Below are 17,306 nucleotides of genomic sequence, written 5' to 3'. Positions count from 1 at the left end.
GATCAATAACCTTTTCGGAAGCGGCCTTTGGACGGCGGCATAAAGGCATGCATCGTTCGATTGGCGTAGTTGCTTGATCTATATTCTTAGCTGATCGATATCGGACCTAGGTCTCCCAGCCAAGAAGCCAAAAACTATCACTTGATCACCCTTAGCAAATCTGCCAGCACTTTAGACAATTACCACTCATGGGTGGGGAGATTGCCTAATTCAAAGAATCTCGGCCAAGATCATAAATCCAACTTTGTTTGACCACGTCACTAAAGATGGATCATATCTTTAGAGTTCCTTGGAGTCATTCACCTTCAAAGACATAGCAATTCCCCCCACGGCGCTTTGCTTCATACATCAAATGGTCCGCACGCCTCAATAGCGCATCAGGATCATCGTTACCCGTCTTAGAAAATGAAACGCCCATAGAGGCGGTTATCGTCACCCACTCAGTACACTCTTCATTGATTGCAACTGGAGCTCCAATGGCCTGCATTATCCGGCCAATAATCTCACTAGCAACCTCTATTTCATCGATAGACCCTAAAATGCATACAAATTCGTCCCCTCCGATTCGCGCTACAGTATCAACCTCGCGAATTGCGGACTCAATCCTCCTAGCCAATGTAATCAGCAATTCATCCCCGGTCCTATGGCCATACCTGTCATTGACGGGCTTAAAGTTATCAAGGTCCAAAAATGCCAATGCAGTCATACCGCCAAGGCGCCGATTAAGGGCTAACTGGTCGGCCATCTTTTCTCCGACGAGACTTCTATTTGGAAGATTGGTTAGGTGGTCAAAATATGCCAATTTAGCCAGTCGGCTTTGATAGTCCATCAAATCCGAGATGTCAGAAAAGAGCACAACATAAAGTTCGGGCGCACCTCGTTTCCCAAATATGGTGGAGATGTTGACAAAGGCCGAAAAAGTTGACCCATCCTTACGCCTTTGCTCCAGCGATCCACTCCAGTGGCCCTCGGATCGCAATTGGGTGTTCATGTAATCATAAAAGGTGAAGTCCGCAGACTCACTAGCGAGAAAACGAGAACTCTGGCCAATTAAATCCTCACGTTGGAAACCAGTCATTCGTACGCAGGCAGGGTTTATGTCAATTATTCGGGAATCAGCGTCAACTATCACAATGGCTTCGGAGGTATGTTCAAAGACCACTGCTGCCTTTTGAAGTTGCTTCTCGGCGATCCGAGCCTCGGTGATATCCGTTCCTACAATAACAAAGGACGAGGCCAGGCCATCAAGATCATAGATTGCACTATTAATCCACTCGATAACCCGGCGCTCACCGTCTCCCCGAATCCAAGCTGATATAGTTTTTTGGCTCACGTTGCCAGCCAATGCGTCCACAAACCATGCTCGAACCACCGGTTGTGCCTCTGGAGAAAAGTATTCGACTATCCGAAATGGCTCTCGCATTATCTCCTCCAGTGAAGTCCCCGTGAACTCCAAGACAACGCGATTACAACGTATAACTCGACCAGAGCGATCCAAGACAAAGATCAGCTTGGGAATTGCCTCTATAACCTGAGCGATAAAGTCCAAGTCGTCGCGGACCAGAGCGGCATTACGACTCCTTTCGGTGACGTCAATGCCATAGATGACAATGGCTGCATTGGAGTCGCCAAGCTCCTGCAATACCGACGTGTAGTGCATCTCCACCAGTCGTTTCGTCCCATCTAGATGATGGTGCCACACCTCGTTTACCCCGGAGTCACCATGTTTCATAACCCTAAGAAAGGTCTCCTCAATTAGAGTTTGGTCCTTCGGGTCGATCCAGCTTCTCCATAATTCAGGGTTCGCAAGTACTTCATGGCTACTACGGCCAGTTAGAAGTTCGGCCCCACGATTAAATCGTTTGATTTGGCCCCTTTTGTCCAAGACCATAACTGATGCAGCCACCGAAGCCATAATTCGATCATTTAAAGTTCTTTCATGTCTAAATTGAGCGACTAATTCATCCCCGTCTCGAAACTCAACAAGTGCCAGAAAGAGCTCGGCATCCTCTCCCTCGCCATGGAGAGCCGTATGGTAATGCATGCGAAAGCTACCACCTAGATGATCACGGACGACAAGCTCTCCCGCCCACTCACTTGTGACGCCGTAACGAAATTGAAGGACTAACGAACGTCTTCTATCCAACTCCGGGATTAAATCAAAGACACTAAGGGTCCTTATTACATCTTCTTTATAACCAAAACGATCGATGGCTTCACGATTAGCTTGGACGATTCCGCCATCACTAGCTCTTATTGAAAACTTATAAGCAGTTGGAAGTTCAAATAGCGTCGACAAAAACTCCTGGCGACTTGCACCTATCTCATCGGCCTTCTTGAGTTTCAAACATAGAGAGATAATCGAACCAACCATCTGCAACAACATCGAGTCAAACTCTCGAACAATCCCCTCATTAAATATAAAAACCGAGAGTACTCCAATAGTATCGGCCGAGTTCTCCCTCAGGGGAACCGACCAGCAGGCTGAGATTCCAAGGATTTCAACTGCTTCTCGAAGATCGCTCCATCCCGGGTCAGATCGGACATTGCTTACAAAGATCTCCTTGTTTTGAAGAATTGCAAGACCATCTAATCCATTAAAGTTCGAAATACTAAGGCCACTAAGCAAAGGCCATTTAAGCGGAGGCAAGCTTGGAGACCAAGCAACATTAAGATTCGCGTCATCATCCAAGATTAGAACGCTCGCCATGGAGCCAGGAATCAACTTCTCAATCTCGATCAACGCATCCTCGACGACTTGAGATGGAGAAATGCCCTCTTCAATCTCTGCGAGCAATCGGCCCTGAAGAGAATGGAGATCCTTCATTTGGCGTAGTGAAATAGAATTTAAAGTAGAAAGTTCAAAGGCTGATCCCTCGTGCGCGGTTGGCGCAGGCATCGATCGAGAGATCTCTAAATTGAGATTTATCAATCGAGCTAGGTCTTCCTCTAAACGCAAGAGTGAACCTAGGCCAGCATTTTGCCTAGAATCCTCGACAAATTCTAAGATTCTCCGATCTATGAGGTCGCTGTTTAAGCCACCTATCCTCAATTTAAGATCTGAGACCAGATCGCTCACATCGATTGAATTCAGAAAAGTCTCCAGAGCAATTACCCGTCTGGACCATTTTCTAAGATAGGCCAGCGCTCCAAGTGAAGTGCGAACACTAGCAGCTGGCTCGTCATATCGAAAGCGGTTAGACCACTCAACAATACCCTCAAAACTAACCGGATGGCCCAAACCGTAACCTTGCCCGAAGTCCGCACCCAAGATAGCCACGGCCTCTACCAGGGAGTCGTTTTCGAGACCCTCTACTACGACACACATTCCAAGGTCATGGGCTAAATCTGTCAAATGCGCCACCAAGTCTACAGAATGCGCAACGCCGGTTGGAGATCTAATTAGCTCTTGGTCGATCTTTACTTCATCAAAGCCGACACTCTCAAGACGCAAAAGCGAGCTGTATCCAGCCCCTAGGTCATCTTGTGCAAGGTGGACCCCCATAGCGCGAGCGCGATGTAAAACTGTGGAAGAAAGACCATCGCCTAGCAGAAGATCTTCATCCTCTGTAAGCTCAAGGGTCAAAAGATAAGGATCGACACCAGACTCGCTAAGGTTGCGTTCGATGCTCTTTATATATCTATCATCGAACATGCCCTGAGGCGGAAAATTTACGCTAAGGCCACATGAAAGACCATGTCTTCTCCAGGCCAAGATAGCAGACAGACCAGTACTCAAGCCCTGTTCAAATAGATAAAATAGGTCATCCGATCCAAAGGCACGAAGGAATCGCGCCGGCGACAACAACTCTCCATTCGAATCTCGAAGGCGAGCTAGCGCTTCAACCTTATAGAGGTCGCCACTACGTAAGTTGACGATAGGTTGATAAACGATCTCAAGTCCACCACCATAGAGTAACGATCTAAAAAGTTTGCGCTCGCCATGGGAAATTATCAGATCCGAACTATCCAGCCGAGAAAGTGCGGCACTAAATAGGTGGCAGACGTGTTCTAGAATACGCCGCCTGCGATTCATACCAAAATACCCAAGAACCCTGGAATATCCATTTATGACCGCAACAACATCACCATTGCCAGCTGTAACTGGAAGCCCGACTCCCGAGCGCAATCCAAGAGAGATTAGACCCTCTCTCCAAGGAGCCATTCCCGGATCCATTGCAATCGAGTTGCAGACCTCTACGCGACCAGATCGAAACGCTCTTCCGCTAGGTCCCATCCCCGAAGCAGCACTCGATCGGACCGAGATCGGCGAGACATTTCCTAGCTCTATTTGTCTTTGATATTTTGCAAACTTATCCCCCACAAAATACTCATACTGGACAACCCCATTACCATCAGGTCGTCCAAATGCGACCATGTCAACGCCATCGAGACCATGAAGCAGTCCTAGAAAATTTCTTATCAAATCAGCCGAGGTACTCGCTTGAGCCACCATCGCGTTTACGCGATCGAACAGTAAATCCAGCTCCTCTTCGATCGCGGTCTCGCTATCAAATACTGACTTGATCAACATGTCAAGGCGCATAGATACACCAAGACAATACTCGTCAACCAGCGGGCGAGCAATGCCCCCTCCTAAAAGGTGGGTTGAAAGCATCTCGATCAATTGGTGATTCAACGCCATAGTCCAAGCCGGTCGAACTCCAATGGTCGCATGCGCTTGACCGAGTCCGCCAAAGAGACCAAGGAGATCTTCCACCGTCTTTTGTGGATCAAGCAAGTCGATTAAAAGTTTAACAAATTGGTGCCGTAAATTCTCGGTCTCCTCGGGCGTCAGGAGGCTAAATATATCCGCCACATGAGAAAACTTGGAGTACGAGCTAAAGAAGAAGTCAACAAAACTGTCTATCGCCCCGGCAATGATCTCACGAGGCGCGTTAGTTAATTTATGACCTCTGGGCTCCAAATTCTCGAAATCAATCACTTAGACGCCGTTTCTCATTGCGACCACTTGGCCTCTCAAATTATTATCGATTCCTGATAACCATTTCCTTTAGCCATTTTCGAACCAATTCCTTTGGATTCCCCAACTTGAAGTGCCAACATCCCACCCATTACTGCCACCGAGAAGCAAAACCGATACAAATGCGAATTGAGGGTCACGAATTACCTATTCGTTTAGAAAAAATGATCCTTGACCAAATCATCCGATCGGCAAAATAATGGATCCAAACCTTGTGGGGAAAAAAAGATATCAATAAACTAAACCCAATGTACTACGCTTTCAAAGTAGTACCATCCAACACTATAATTCAAGCAAATCGCGGATTCAATATAAAGAATACAAAAGCCAAGCTAAGAAATATCCCGAGCGTCAAAAGCTCCATGGATCCCGAGCTACGCTCTCCAATGCAAGGCACAAAGGCAACTAGTGACGGTGGATTCTATGACCAACAGTCGCATAGAGGGATCTTCTGACTCATGCTGGGCCCAGTCATTATTAGCCCAGGTAATTATTAGAAAAGTGAAGGCGAATTCACGGCAAATTCACCACAAGCTAGCCATTTTGAGCAAAGGCAGCGGATAATTCCGACAAATGGGAGCCCCTGGGAGTCCTAAATCGCTGAGACGTCACAAGGTGTCGATTTGGTCCAGGATATATTTTTGAGCTTCTTTAATCTCTCGAAACCAAACGATACGAGGATCGCGTCCGAACCAAGATCGTTGCCTTTTGGCGAATTGAAGGGTCCTTGTCAAAGTGGCTTCCTTGGCTTCTTCAAGAGAGAGAGCGCCATCGATATATCTAAATAGCTCTAAATAGCCAATCGCATGAAGGGCAGTCCGCGACAGGTCAAAGTTCTCCTTGAGCCACCGCGCCTCCTCAATCCAGCCATAGTCAATCAATCGATCAATTCGATACGCTAAGTCAATTCGAGCCTTCAAAAGGTCTGTTTCGATTCCGACTATCTCACCACTGGATAAAGGATAGGCATCTACCCCTCCCCCAAATTCTGAAAACCTTCGGCCAGTAATTTCAATAACTTCGAGAGCCCGAATAATTCGCCTCGAATTATTCGGGTCAATCCTACTGGATGCAACCGGATCCAATCGGACGAGGTCCGCCCAAAGGGGGGCCAAGCCACGCTCAAGCGCTTGTTCTTCCAAAAAAGCTCTAACTGTTGGATTATTCGGAGGAATCTCTAGATTATCAAAGACCGCAGTGTGGTAAAGCCCTGATCCTCCAACAAAGAGCGCGATCTCATCTCTAGAAAGTTGCCCTAAATACCAATTTGAGGCTTGGCGAAATTGAGCGATCGAAAACTCTTCGTCTGGATCGACAAGGTCGATCAACCCATAGTGTATTCCACCAAGTTCGTCAGCACTAGGTTTGGCAGTCCCGATGTCCATGTAACGATAGATAGCCATGGAATCGCAAGAAAGAAGAGCTACTTTGGGCCTTGCGTGAGCAATCTCAATAGAAATAGCCGTCTTTCCCACACCGGTTGCGCCCACAATGGCCATCTTTCGTGGATCATTGGTCCCTCGGTGCTCTGACATCTCGGTTTGATCGCTCCAGTCGGTTCATACTTGCATCTTCAACATAACGTGCAAAATCCATCTCCAGCCTCATTTCTTAGCTGGCAAGCATCTTCGGGCTGCATAGTTACTCGCCGTTAGTTCCACTAACCCACTGCCAGCTTTACCCCATTTATTGCGAGTCATATTGAGCTTGGACCTATACGAATACTTGACTATAACTCAAGGCAAGTTTCCCCGCTCAAGAGCAAAATCAAATCAACAAGACAATGTAGCCATCAACCATGCCGGGTTGAATTTCGCTGTTCTTGAATTTTGCTAGGTTTAAATCTTGCTGAGTTTAAAACAAATCCATACAATTCAAATAGCGAGCGCATCTGAAAGCAACACCCTATCGTTCGAAAACGGATAGGATTCAATCTCTTCTAAAGTCGAACTCGTTGACCTATTCACCAGCGAAATAATCTGACTTTTCTGGTGAGTAATGCTAACTGTATTTCCGAATTTGAAGCGTGCGAAGCTAGAGTACTGTGGGCGCGAGTCATCTTATAGCTAGAGATGCTGCTTCTAAATTGGTCATGGGTGTGATGTTTTCGGTCTTGGTGGTCGAACCGCTTTACTTCACCACTAAATACCACGGCAGACCATGAAGCTCTACACTCTCAAGGCGGTTCGCGTCAGTGTTGGCTCATCCTCACTGCTGGGTTGACTAGTCCGTTACGGCCCGTTCGCCTGGGGCCTTTGCTCCACCCTCATTACAAGAGCTTCATCGCTAATGCACCCCAGTCCGCCCCAGTGGTGACATCCGGCACTCTCGTCTTCGCCTTTCGGCCTCGGCGTACTCCCGTTCCCTGAGTTTTGCCACAAGGACAACTAAACGACTGGTTCCTAAGTTCGATAGAAAGCCAGTACTACGCTCATGCCACCTAAACGCCGGACACCGCCTGGCCAGAAACGAGAACGCCCGCCATCTTCATTGTCGCCAGTTCGCGGCAATTCTAGCCGTGGCGTAGAAAACGACGATCTGGCTAGTATTGGCCAATTGCGATGTCGACATTTACAAAAATGCGAAAAAAACTTGTATTGACAAGTTCTCTTTTTCTTGATATGCGGCCTGAAACTTTGTACCTAGCGGAAACAATATAGGTGTGACAATACAAAATCAAGAGAAGTTTATCAAACCAGGTGCAACTTGGAACGAAGTATATGCTCGTGCTAGGGCCGAAGCCCCAGCCGCCTTTGAGAGCGATAGGATCAACAACCTTTGGGACGGCAAGTGGCAACGTATTGGACATCCACACAACGCCATCTCATCGATTGATGCAAGCTCCATAATCGGACCTTCAATGCTGGATGCAGAAGACGCACATCAGGCTCTGATCGCCTGTGTAAAAGACCATCAAAACTGGTCCTTAGTCGATCTAAGCGAACGTAAAGAACGAGTTCGCCGGGCAATCGATAGAATCAAGGCGAACCGTGAACTTCTAGCTCTCCTGCTTGTCTGGGAGATTGGGAAGCCATATCGACAGGCCCTCACCTCGGTGGATCGAACCACCGGAGGAGTGGAATGGTATCTAGACAATATTGATGCCATGATGGCTGGTCGCACCCCACTACCAGGACCAGTCTCCAACATTGCCTCATGGAATTACCCGCTTTCGGTATTAGCACATTCAATGTTTGTGCAGATGTTAGCTGGAAATGCCGTTATCGCAAAGTCTCCTACTGATGGTGGCGTAGCAGCTCTTACCTTGGCGATGCATTACGCCAACGAAGAAGGGCTACCAGTGACTCTGGTCTCTGGCTCTGGCGGACGTCTCAGCCCCGTTTTAGTTCGATCACCCGAAATTGGCTGCCTCGCCTTCGTAGGAGGTAGGGATACTGGAGGACAGATCGCATCGGAACTAGTAAGAGTCGACAAGCGGCACATGCTTGAGCAAGAAGGCCTTAATGCTTGGGGAATTTGGGACTTCTCAGATTGGAAGACGCTTTCGGGTCACATGAAAAAAGGGTTCGAATATGCAAAACAGCGATGCACTGCGTACCCAAGATTTGTCGTACAAAGGTCCCTCTTTGATCAATTCCTAGAGACCTATATTCCCGTTCTCGACTCCCTCACCATCGGAAATCCCCTAGCCGTCTCCAATGTGAACGACCCCTTGCCCGATGTTGACTTCGGCCCCGTAATCAATGCAACCAAAGCGAGAGAACTTGCACTCAAGGTCGAGGAGGCTATGGCAAAAGGAGGTATCCCGCTCTTTCGTGGAGAATTAGCAGAGAGTAGGTTCGTTCCTGGTCAAAACAAGGATGCATATTTTGCCCCAGTTTCCATACTCAACCCACCGAGTTCGTCGGCACTTTATCACTCCGAACCATTCGGACCAGTAGATACAGTAGTTATCGTGGACACGCCAGCTGAGATGCTAAGCGCCATGAACGTCTCCAACGGTGCATTGGTCTCCTCGATTGCCTGTGACAATATCGACCTAGCCAAACGTCTCGCCGAAGAGGTAAATGCATACAAAGTAGGAATCAATCAACCTCGTTCAAGAGGCGACCGCGAAGAGCCCTTTGGCGGCACGGGAGCATCTTGGAAAGGTGCCTTTGTCGGAGGTCAGTACCTAGTACAGGCCGTTACTGAAGGACCGGTTGGCGAACGACTATTTGGAAACTTCCCCGACTACCACCTCTATCCAAACATCTAATAAAACACCAACACAAAACCTTTGAATCAGGTGACTAATCGAAGATTGCGGGATAAAATCCAACTCAGCGCAATAGCCACCTGATTCATCGCAGAGCCCCTATGAATCGTTTGGTTCTCGAAGGAGATACCACTTCGCCATAACTTTGATGGGCACTATAAAGTTTCAGTGACTTGCCAGTGAAACGGCGACTAACATCAATTTTGCAATCTAATTTTTGGAGCAAATAAATGGATTCACCACTCGATCTAGGAGCTAAACGAAATCCATTTGCATTCCGTCGTAACTTAAATCAGACAAGTTATGACCAAAATGCCATATACCAATTCATAGATCAATACGCGACCTGCACCATTGGCGTAGAAATTGACGGCACCGTCCAAATGGTTCCAACACTCTATGCAAGAGTTGGTGACACGATCCTACTCCATGGATCTAGAGCGTCATCAATCATTCGTGCATCTCTAAAAAACCAAAAGATTACAATTCTGATCAATGCCACCTCTGCGTTAGTATTACCAGACTCCATCTTTGATCACACAATGGACTACAAAAGTGTACTAATCGCAGGCTCGCCTAAAGAGATAGTAAATTCTGCTCTAAAGCTAAAGGCACTAAAACAACTGACGGATTTCATCCTCCCTGGCCGCTGGGATCAAGTGCGAGCACCCAACGAAAAGGAGATGCGACAAACCGTAATTATCGAGGTAGCAATCGAGGATGCTCTATTGAAATTCTCAGAAACTGAACTCTCACAACTGGAATCTAAAACAACTTGGACCGCAAAGATCAATCTAGGCAACCGAAGCTTCGATGTAAAAAACGCACCTTCGCCAGCACCTTCGCCAGCAACGGACCCAGCTAAGATCGCTGAAAAGTTCCTTCGATAATCAACACTTGGCGCTATTACCCCCTGGAATTAATAAAATCCGCCATCGCTCCTAAGCCTGAATCCACAGAATTGGACCAGCTTGAGCCCTTCGGTGTGACTCTGAGTCGGTTTTTCGGAACTGATTTAGGTTTGACGGAGGGTCTATGGCTTAAATCTGGTTTCAGAGAGCCAAATATGACCTATTCCCTTTGTGGTTGAGCCTGTTTGGTCATTTTTGAGATTGTGAAATCTCATTTTGGGTATAGTGACCTAATCCCTTGTCTTCTAGAGCAGTTCCTTCAAGTAATATTCAGTGTGTTAGGTAACCAGATGTTCAGGTGATGGCGATCTCAAACTTTCTGATCCGATCAAGAGCCTCTAAGAACTTATCCTTATAGTGCCAGTGTTCTTCAAGATGCAGTATTACTTTTCTAGCTGAACGAGTGATATGTCCTGCGATCTGAAAGTAACACCGTCGAAGCTTTGGTGTGGTGATAACAGTTTCTGTAATAGCACCTATTCGTGCCAGGTTGTGTGCAGTTGCACCGTGCCAGGTTGTGTGCAGTTGCACCGTGCCAGGTTGTGTGCAGTTGCACCGTGCCAGGTTGTGTGCAATTGCACCAATGGCTAACCAGACCAGAGCCAACCAAACGGCATTAGCGTTCATGTATCTGGATGGAACATGATTCCACCTAGAACCTCCTTTGAGATCCTTGATGACTAGTTCGATCTGGGCATGTGCTCGGTGATCAGCCTCAAGGAAAAGCGTTTCGCCTTGTCGATCGGTAATAAATGCGTGATAGTCATAGTCACTAAATAGTGCCAGCTGAGACCCTGGAGTAGGCTTGACCCTTCCTACGATAAGACGAACGTCTTGTCTATCTCTTGCAAATGCGCGATATTTACTGTTTTTGACGGTATTTCACTTCTGCTACATCAGCTCCACCTTCAAGCCAGTAGGGAATTGAAGTCCAGGCATCCTCTTGGATATCGGAGATGATACCTTTTAGTCTCTTGGACATCCGTGTTGTAATGCAAAAGCGAGTATTGCCCGCACTGGCTGCGTCTCTTACGGCTCTTGAGAAGAACCCAGAGTCAAAACGCATGGTTATTTCACCAGTTGCTCCAGCGGCTCTGGCATTGTTGATTACCTGGGTTACAAACTCCCCGGCACCACGGGCGGTATTGGCATTGCCTTCACGAGTCACTATTCCAAGAATGTCACCTGTTTTACCAACTGCTGCTAGGTGTGGGTGATACCCCCTTAGGTTGGTATAACCAAAGTAAGCTCCTTCTTTTTTGTTTCCATATGCCTGACATATTGTGGAATCAACATCAATGGTGAACGGCTCATCACCTGGACCTGCTCCAGCTAGCCAGGCTCGTTTTAGCAACAAAGCTGCAACTCGTTCAACATCTGCGATGTCACTGGTCTCAAAACTACGCAAGAAGACACCAAACCTAGATGGTGCTGGCATTATCTGACCAAGGATAACTTGTGCATTTGGGCTTTCAAGGATTGCAGTGTCATCAATGCAATCACCACCGGCCAAAATGGAGGCCACGATAGCCATGGCTTTTCTGCCAACATTTGCTCGTCCAGGACGATCCTCTAGGTCAATGTGTAAATCAAAGAGATCCCTAAGGCCAAGTCTCTCAGCAAGGGTGATAGGGAGTATTAACCCACTGTTGGAAACTGCGTTCGAATCGTCAAAGGTGACTATCAAACACTCTAAAGCACTAGTAGATGCTTGCATCTAAAAGGTGCTCCTTGAACTGATAGATTTGAAGTGTCTTCAAACATCATTCTACCAGTTCAAAGCACCTTTTTAATGCCAAAATCAAAGTCGATCGGCTAAATTTTCGGTGGATCCAGGCTAAGACTAAAATCGATTATGTGACTCAACCCTAAAATCACTAAGCTCGAGCTAAGCAGGTATATAAACATTGCCTACGAGCGAACAATTGCCCTTTGGTCCAAGTTCGCCAAACAAATCCCTAAGCTAACCTACCTCGAGCATCAACCTCAAAATAAGAACCAACTCCAGAGAGCGAATTCAATAAGCCGCTACCTGCAACTTTCTTCGATGCCTCGGAGAACGCACCACGTTCAGCAATCTTCCCCTTAGGAAATATGGCGTAGCTGATGTAATCTCCACTTCCACATAAGAACCCACGCCCAACCGCTCAGCACTGTTGAATTGCGGTTCCTTGTTGAAGTGCACCAACTTATTCTGTCCAGTTCTTCCACTCATATGATCTGGATTCTTCTTACTCGGCCCTTCGACCAAGACCTCCTCAACCCTACCAATGCGAGCCTCGTGCCGGGCCAGAGCGCTTCGCTCAATCACAACCTTAAGACGATCGAAACGATCAGAGATCACCTCCGGAGCTATGAAGCGATCCACCATGGCAGCGGCCTCGGTTCCAGGTCGAGGAGAGTAGATAAAGGTATAGGCTCCGTCATATTGTGCACTCGCCGCCACCTCCAATGTGGCCTCGAAGTCCTCTTCGGTTTCACCGGGAAAGCCGACGATAATATCTGTAGTAACAGCTAAGTCGTCAATACCAAGGCGTGCATCACGGAGTTTCTCTAGGTAGCGCTCTGCGCTATATCCACGGTGCATGAGAGCAAGAATCCGATCGGACCCCGATTGAAGAGGAAAATGCAGGTGGTTCATTATCTCTTTAGTCGAGGCCATTGCCTCAATTGTCTCGGGCCTCAAATCCTTTGGATGAGGGGAGGTAAAGCGAACTCGAGAAATGCCGTCTATTTGAGCTACCTCTCGCATAAGGTCGCCAAAGAGCGGCCGTAGCCTTGCCCCTTCCTCACTTAGATATTGTTCACCAACGATCTTAGAATCAAAGACTCCACTGCGCCGTGCGTCAACCGTAAGGTCACGACCATACGAATTTACATTCTGCCCCAAGAGCGTTATCTCGGTAACTCCATCTTGAGCTAGTTGTCGAACTTCACCAAGAAGTTCACCAAAGGGACGAGAGATCTCTTTACCGCGAACTTGCGGGACTATGCAAAAGGCGCAGTTATTATCGCATCCAATTTGCACGGTCACATAAGCCGAATAGGGAAGACTCAATCGAGGACCCGGCGACGAAAAGAACTCTTGATCTAAGATCGACTCCTCAAGGATCTCCACTATTGGCCCTTTGGTAGAAGTCTCCTCCAGAAGTGTTGCTACCCTTGAAACATTGTGGGTACCCACCACCAAATCTACCCAGGGAGCACGCTTGCGGATAAGATCGCGATCCTTCTGGGCCAGACAACCGGCCACTACAATCTTGAAATCCTCTCGCTCGTCCTTGATAGCCTTTAAATGCCCTAGGTTTCCATAGAGCTTGGTGTCAGCATTCTCTCGGATACAACAAGTATTTAGAACCACTACATCGGCCGTGAGGGCATTATCGCTCGAGACATAACCATCGCGAATCAAAAGATTAGATATTCGCTCTGAATCATGCTCATTCATCTGACAACCAAATGTCCTAACAAAAAAACTTTTCTCCACGACTTATAGCCTATCAACCAATGCTCGATTGTCTTTTTGAGATTACCCAGAGTGAGATCAAGTTAAACCTCGCATGGTTGTCCAATGCCAACCCAGACTCCGACAACTTCCGCGAGACCCATAAAACGCGAACCTCATTTAAATGATTTGCCCCTGAAGTATTGATATGCACACTAAATCATAAAATGAAATATTTATAAAAAGTGCTAACAACAAAAGTGCCAAAGGCACCTCGAGGAAAATCATAAAAAAAGGGGTGGGTGAATTCGCTAAGTTCATGAGGGTAAAGGCGATCGACCAAGTGATCGACACACACCAAACCTAAGCCAACCCAAAGCTACCGGATATTAATGGTCTGGTTGCAATTTGGGCACAACTAAAACCTTGATGAAAGACCATTCTGGCTGTTCACAAAAGTGAACAGCCAGAATGCTCCAAATGCGCACGGGGAGTGCTGTATAAAAAGTGCCGTATAAAGCTGATTACTAGGCTCACTAACAGTGCAGCGATAACCTTCCGCACCCACCCCGTTAGGGCGTTAGTACCATTCCTATTGCCTTTGAATAGATATAATCAAAGAGCAGCCTAAATCAAATTTCATAGAAACCGCAAAAAAGCGATTTCATCGAGAAAGAATCACTCGTCTAAATAGATCGGCTCGTCGTCTTCCTCTGTAAATTCCGCCTTATGATCCACGACGACGACAGCTCTAATCTTCTCATCAAGCTCGGCCATCAAAACTGGGTTTGACTCGATATAGGACTTCACGTTCTCACGCCCCTGACCTAGCTGCTCGCCCTCATAGGTATACCATGCGCCAGCCTTCTTTATCAATCCCAGGTCCACTCCCACATCAAGGAGCGACCCCTCCCTTGAGATGCCCTTACCATACATAATGTCAAACTCTGCTTGTTGGAAAGGCGGGGCTACCTTATTTTTAACAACCTTGACACGGGTACGATTACCTACAATATCGGCGCCATCTTTAATCTGATCGATACGCCTAATATCCAATCGGACTGAAGCGTAAAACTTCAGAGCCCTTCCACCTGGAGTCACCTCCGGAGATCCGTACATAACGCCGATCTTTTCACGAAGTTGGTTGATAAAGACAGCAATTGTGTTAGAACGATTCAAGTTAGCTGTCAACTTACGAAGTGCTTGAGACATCAGCCGAGCTTGCAACCCTACGTGAGAGTCACCCATCTCCCCTTCAATTTCGGCACGAGGCGTAAGTGCTGCCACAGAGTCAATGATGAGAACGTCCAAGGCACCTGATCGAACTAGGGTATCAGCGATCTCTAGGGCCTGTTCTCCGGTATCAGGCTGCGAGATCAAAAGGGCATCGATATCCACCCCGATAGCCTTAGCGTAGACTGGATCCAGCGCATGCTCAGCGTCCACGTAAGCGCAAATACCACCCGTACGCTGAGCTTCTGCAACTACGTGTAGCGCCAGTGTTGATTTACCTGAGGACTCTGGGCCAAAGATCTCCACTACCCTACCTCGAGGTAGGCCACCAACGCCAAGAGCAAGATCAAGTGCCATAGCCCCGGTGGAGATGGATTCTATTGCCATCTTAGGAGCCGCGCCCATCCGCATAATTGAGCCTTTGCCGAATTGACGCTCTATCTGGCCTATCGCCATCTCGAGGGCTTTATTTTTGTCCATTCCCTCGCTACTCTGCTTTGGAACTCTTGCGGCCATTTTATCTCCTCTTACTTTCTTTTCAAATTGATCTGCACCACGGACTTTTCTTCCGGGACGAAACTTATCAGTTCAAAGTAACAACGAACTTCAATTGTGTAGTTTCAAAACCTAAGGTACTAGATTAGCACGAATAAGAACATATGTTCGATAGCAGAGAGTTATTTCTAATTGAGTATAGGATATATCTATATCTTTCATTGGAGGTGAGATACTCTCTTTTTCAACCTTGGCTTTAGTATTACCGGCTTTCCCAAAACCGATATTGCTTCGATAGCAGATGACAAACAGAAATAGAGAGAACCAAGGGCGCAGCTTTTAGGTTTTCACCTTTTAGCTTTCCACATTGCCCGACCATAATATGCACAATAGACGACTTCCTACAGCCAAAGCGAATCTTGGGTCAAGTAGCTATTGCATAAGCATCTTTATCGAAATCTCATAAGAGACCGCCGACCTAACTCAAGATCGATCACACGATCACTGCAATCGCCTACGACCTATCAGTTCAATCAGATTCGCCGCGAATTCATCACTTGAAATGACTATTCAAAGGACGCACAAAAGATGCATAGATCCCCAATGAACAATAGATTCACACAATCGCTATCAAAGACCCTACATCGGCCATTCTGGATAGACAACCAAGGGCCGAAAGAATACTCCTCGCCTAGATTGACGACCTCAATCAGGGTTGACCTAGCAATCATAGGAGGTGGCTTTAGCGGCCTTTGGAGTGCAATTTTAGCAAAAGAGGCCAACCCCGCAATTAGAGTCGCAGTTTTAGAGGCGCAAAGTATTGGAAGTGGCGCAAGTGGACGAAATGGAGGCTTTGTCCAACACAGCCTCACACACGGCCTAGAGCAGGGACAATCGCAATTTAACGACGAACTCTATGATCTAGAAAAGTTAGGGGTTGAGAACTTCCTAGCCATTGGCAAATTCATCGAGAACAACTCCATCGAGTGTGACTACCAAGTAGTTGGATCATTGGAATTTGCCACTAGAAAAGATCAGGACCTCAAAGAGACAGTGGACCTTCGCAACCGATATGGTCAAAATGCGAAGCTCCTTAGTGCCAAAGATGCAAAATCAATGATCAATGTCACTGGCTATCAAGAGGCGATCTTCAACCCGGAGCTAACCGCAATCGTTGATCCATATCGCCTTAGCATCGGACTCTACAACCATGCAATAGAGCTCGGTATCGAATTCTTTGAAAATACGCCAGTCACTTCGCTACGAGCTAGGGGTAGTGGCCTGCATCTGCAAAGTGACTTTGGGGAGGTTATCTCATCCAAAGCAATTCTGGCCACCAATGTGGCGACCTCGTTGAACCCTCAGATTCGCCGTTACATTCTGCCCGTTTACGACTATGTTCTAATGACCGAACCATTAGAGAGGGCACAACTAGAAGAGATTAAGTGGGAAGGACGATGGGGACTTTCAGATATCGCCAATCAATTTCACTACTGCCGCCTCACGTCTGACAATCGCATACTTTGGGGCGGATACGACGCGATCTACCACTACGGAGGCAGACTTGACGCTGGTTATGAATGGAGGCCAAAGACATACGAGAAGTTGGCCAACCAATTCTTCGTGACATTTCCCAACTTGGAGGGGATTGGATTTAGCCACGCCTGGTCCGGAGCCATAGACACCTGCACTAGATTTTCCCCATTTTTCGGTACCATATTCGATAAAAAAGTTGCATATTCAACCGGCTACACCGGCCTTGGAGTAGCAGCTACTCGCTTTGGCGCACAGGTCACCAATGACCTTTTATTCAACCCAAACTCAAAGCTACTCGGCCTAAAATATACGAAATCAAAGCCAAGAATCTTGCCCCCTGAACCCTTTAGGTACGCAGCGGTCCAGGTCACACGCCATGCTCTTGCCAGAGAAGACCTCACTGCCAAAGAGGGGCTGTGGCTCAGAACAACCAGAGCCCTAGCCTATGGATTTGACTCGTAACCAAATAGACATCTATTAAGT

At 47.2% G+C, this 17,306-nt stretch carries 9 protein-coding genes; 3 read left to right on the top strand and 6 right to left on the bottom strand.

Annotated elements, in window-relative coordinates; translation table 11 throughout:
• Positions 1-295 precede the first annotated feature (295 nt).
• Together AXFE_RS00220 and miaA are read right to left on the bottom strand one after the other, a co-directional pair.
• Complete coding sequence (locus AXFE_RS00220) at positions 296-4,945, bottom strand: PAS domain S-box protein (protein ID WP_052603888.1); 4,650 nt, start codon at positions 4,943-4,945, stop codon at positions 296-298.
• Positions 4,946-5,592: 647 nt separating this feature from the next.
• Entirely contained in the window at positions 5,593-6,519 is a 927-nt protein-coding gene (miaA, locus tag AXFE_RS00210) for a tRNA (adenosine(37)-N6)-dimethylallyltransferase MiaA (protein ID WP_052603886.1), read from the bottom strand.
• A gap of 1,127 nt (positions 6,520-7,646) precedes the next feature.
• Between miaA and AXFE_RS00205 the strand changes: the two genes are divergently transcribed.
• Positions 7,647-9,203 carry an aldehyde dehydrogenase family protein gene (locus tag AXFE_RS00205; protein ID WP_200891137.1) on the top strand — a complete coding sequence of 519 codons (1,557 nt, stop codon included), beginning with the start codon at positions 7,647-7,649 and terminating at the stop codon, positions 9,201-9,203.
• A gap of 230 nt (positions 9,204-9,433) precedes the next feature.
• Positions 9,434-10,093: a pyridoxamine 5'-phosphate oxidase family protein gene (locus AXFE_RS00200; RefSeq protein WP_052603884.1), complete on the top strand. Its 660-nt coding sequence runs from the start codon at positions 9,434-9,436 to the stop codon at positions 10,091-10,093.
• Positions 10,094-10,408: 315 nt separating this feature from the next.
• Here the strand turns inward: AXFE_RS00200 and AXFE_RS21220 are convergent, their stop codons facing one another.
• The 4 genes from AXFE_RS21220 to recA form a co-directional block, all read right to left on the bottom strand.
• Positions 10,409-10,741 (bottom strand): hypothetical protein, encoded by a 333-nt coding sequence (locus AXFE_RS21220; RefSeq protein ID WP_052603883.1) that lies wholly within the window; start codon positions 10,739-10,741, stop codon positions 10,409-10,411.
• A gap of 235 nt (positions 10,742-10,976) precedes the next feature.
• Positions 10,977-11,831 (bottom strand): transposase, encoded by an 855-nt coding sequence (locus AXFE_RS20950; protein ID WP_052603882.1) that lies wholly within the window; start codon positions 11,829-11,831, stop codon positions 10,977-10,979.
• 300 nt (positions 11,832-12,131) lie between these two features.
• On the bottom strand, positions 12,132-13,601 hold the full coding sequence (gene miaB, locus AXFE_RS00185; protein WP_082058344.1) for a tRNA (N6-isopentenyl adenosine(37)-C2)-methylthiotransferase MiaB: 1,470 nt from the start codon (positions 13,599-13,601) through the stop codon (positions 12,132-12,134).
• 636 nt (positions 13,602-14,237) lie between these two features.
• Complete coding sequence (gene recA, locus AXFE_RS00180; protein ID WP_052603880.1) at positions 14,238-15,308, bottom strand: recombinase RecA; 1,071 nt, start codon at positions 15,306-15,308, stop codon at positions 14,238-14,240.
• A 582-nt stretch (positions 15,309-15,890) separates the two neighbouring features.
• On the opposite strand from recA, the gene AXFE_RS00175 reads away from it, so the two are divergent.
• Positions 15,891-17,285: an NAD(P)/FAD-dependent oxidoreductase gene (locus AXFE_RS00175; RefSeq protein ID WP_052603879.1), complete on the top strand. Its 1,395-nt coding sequence runs from the start codon at positions 15,891-15,893 to the stop codon at positions 17,283-17,285.
• Positions 17,286-17,306: the final 21 nt, after the last annotated feature.

Origin of the sequence: Acidithrix ferrooxidans, assembly GCF_000949295.1 — a bacterium.
Taxonomy (GTDB): Bacteria; Actinomycetota; Acidimicrobiia; order Acidimicrobiales; family Acidimicrobiaceae; genus Acidithrix; species Acidithrix ferrooxidans.
Note: the sequence above shows the minus strand (reverse complement) of the source record. Positions and strands in the feature narration are given on the sequence as shown.

Excerpts from the sequence above, each read along its gene's own strand:
- miaA (WP_052603886.1), bottom strand. The coding sequence starts at position 6,519 with ATGTCAGAGCACCGAGGGACCAATGATCCACGAAAGATGGCCATTGTG.
- recA (WP_052603880.1), bottom strand. The coding sequence starts at position 15,308 with ATGGCCGCAAGAGTTCCAAAGCAGAGTAGCGAGGGAATGGACAAAAAT.
- AXFE_RS21220 (WP_052603883.1), bottom strand. The coding sequence starts at position 10,741 with ATGAACGCTAATGCCGTTTGGTTGGCTCTGGTCTGGTTAGCCATTGGT.
- AXFE_RS20950 (WP_052603882.1), bottom strand. The coding sequence starts at position 11,831 with ATGCAAGCATCTACTAGTGCTTTAGAGTGTTTGATAGTCACCTTTGAC.
- AXFE_RS00200 (WP_052603884.1), top strand. The coding sequence starts at position 9,434 with ATGGATTCACCACTCGATCTAGGAGCTAAACGAAATCCATTTGCATTC.
- AXFE_RS00175 (WP_052603879.1), top strand. The coding sequence starts at position 15,891 with ATGAACAATAGATTCACACAATCGCTATCAAAGACCCTACATCGGCCA.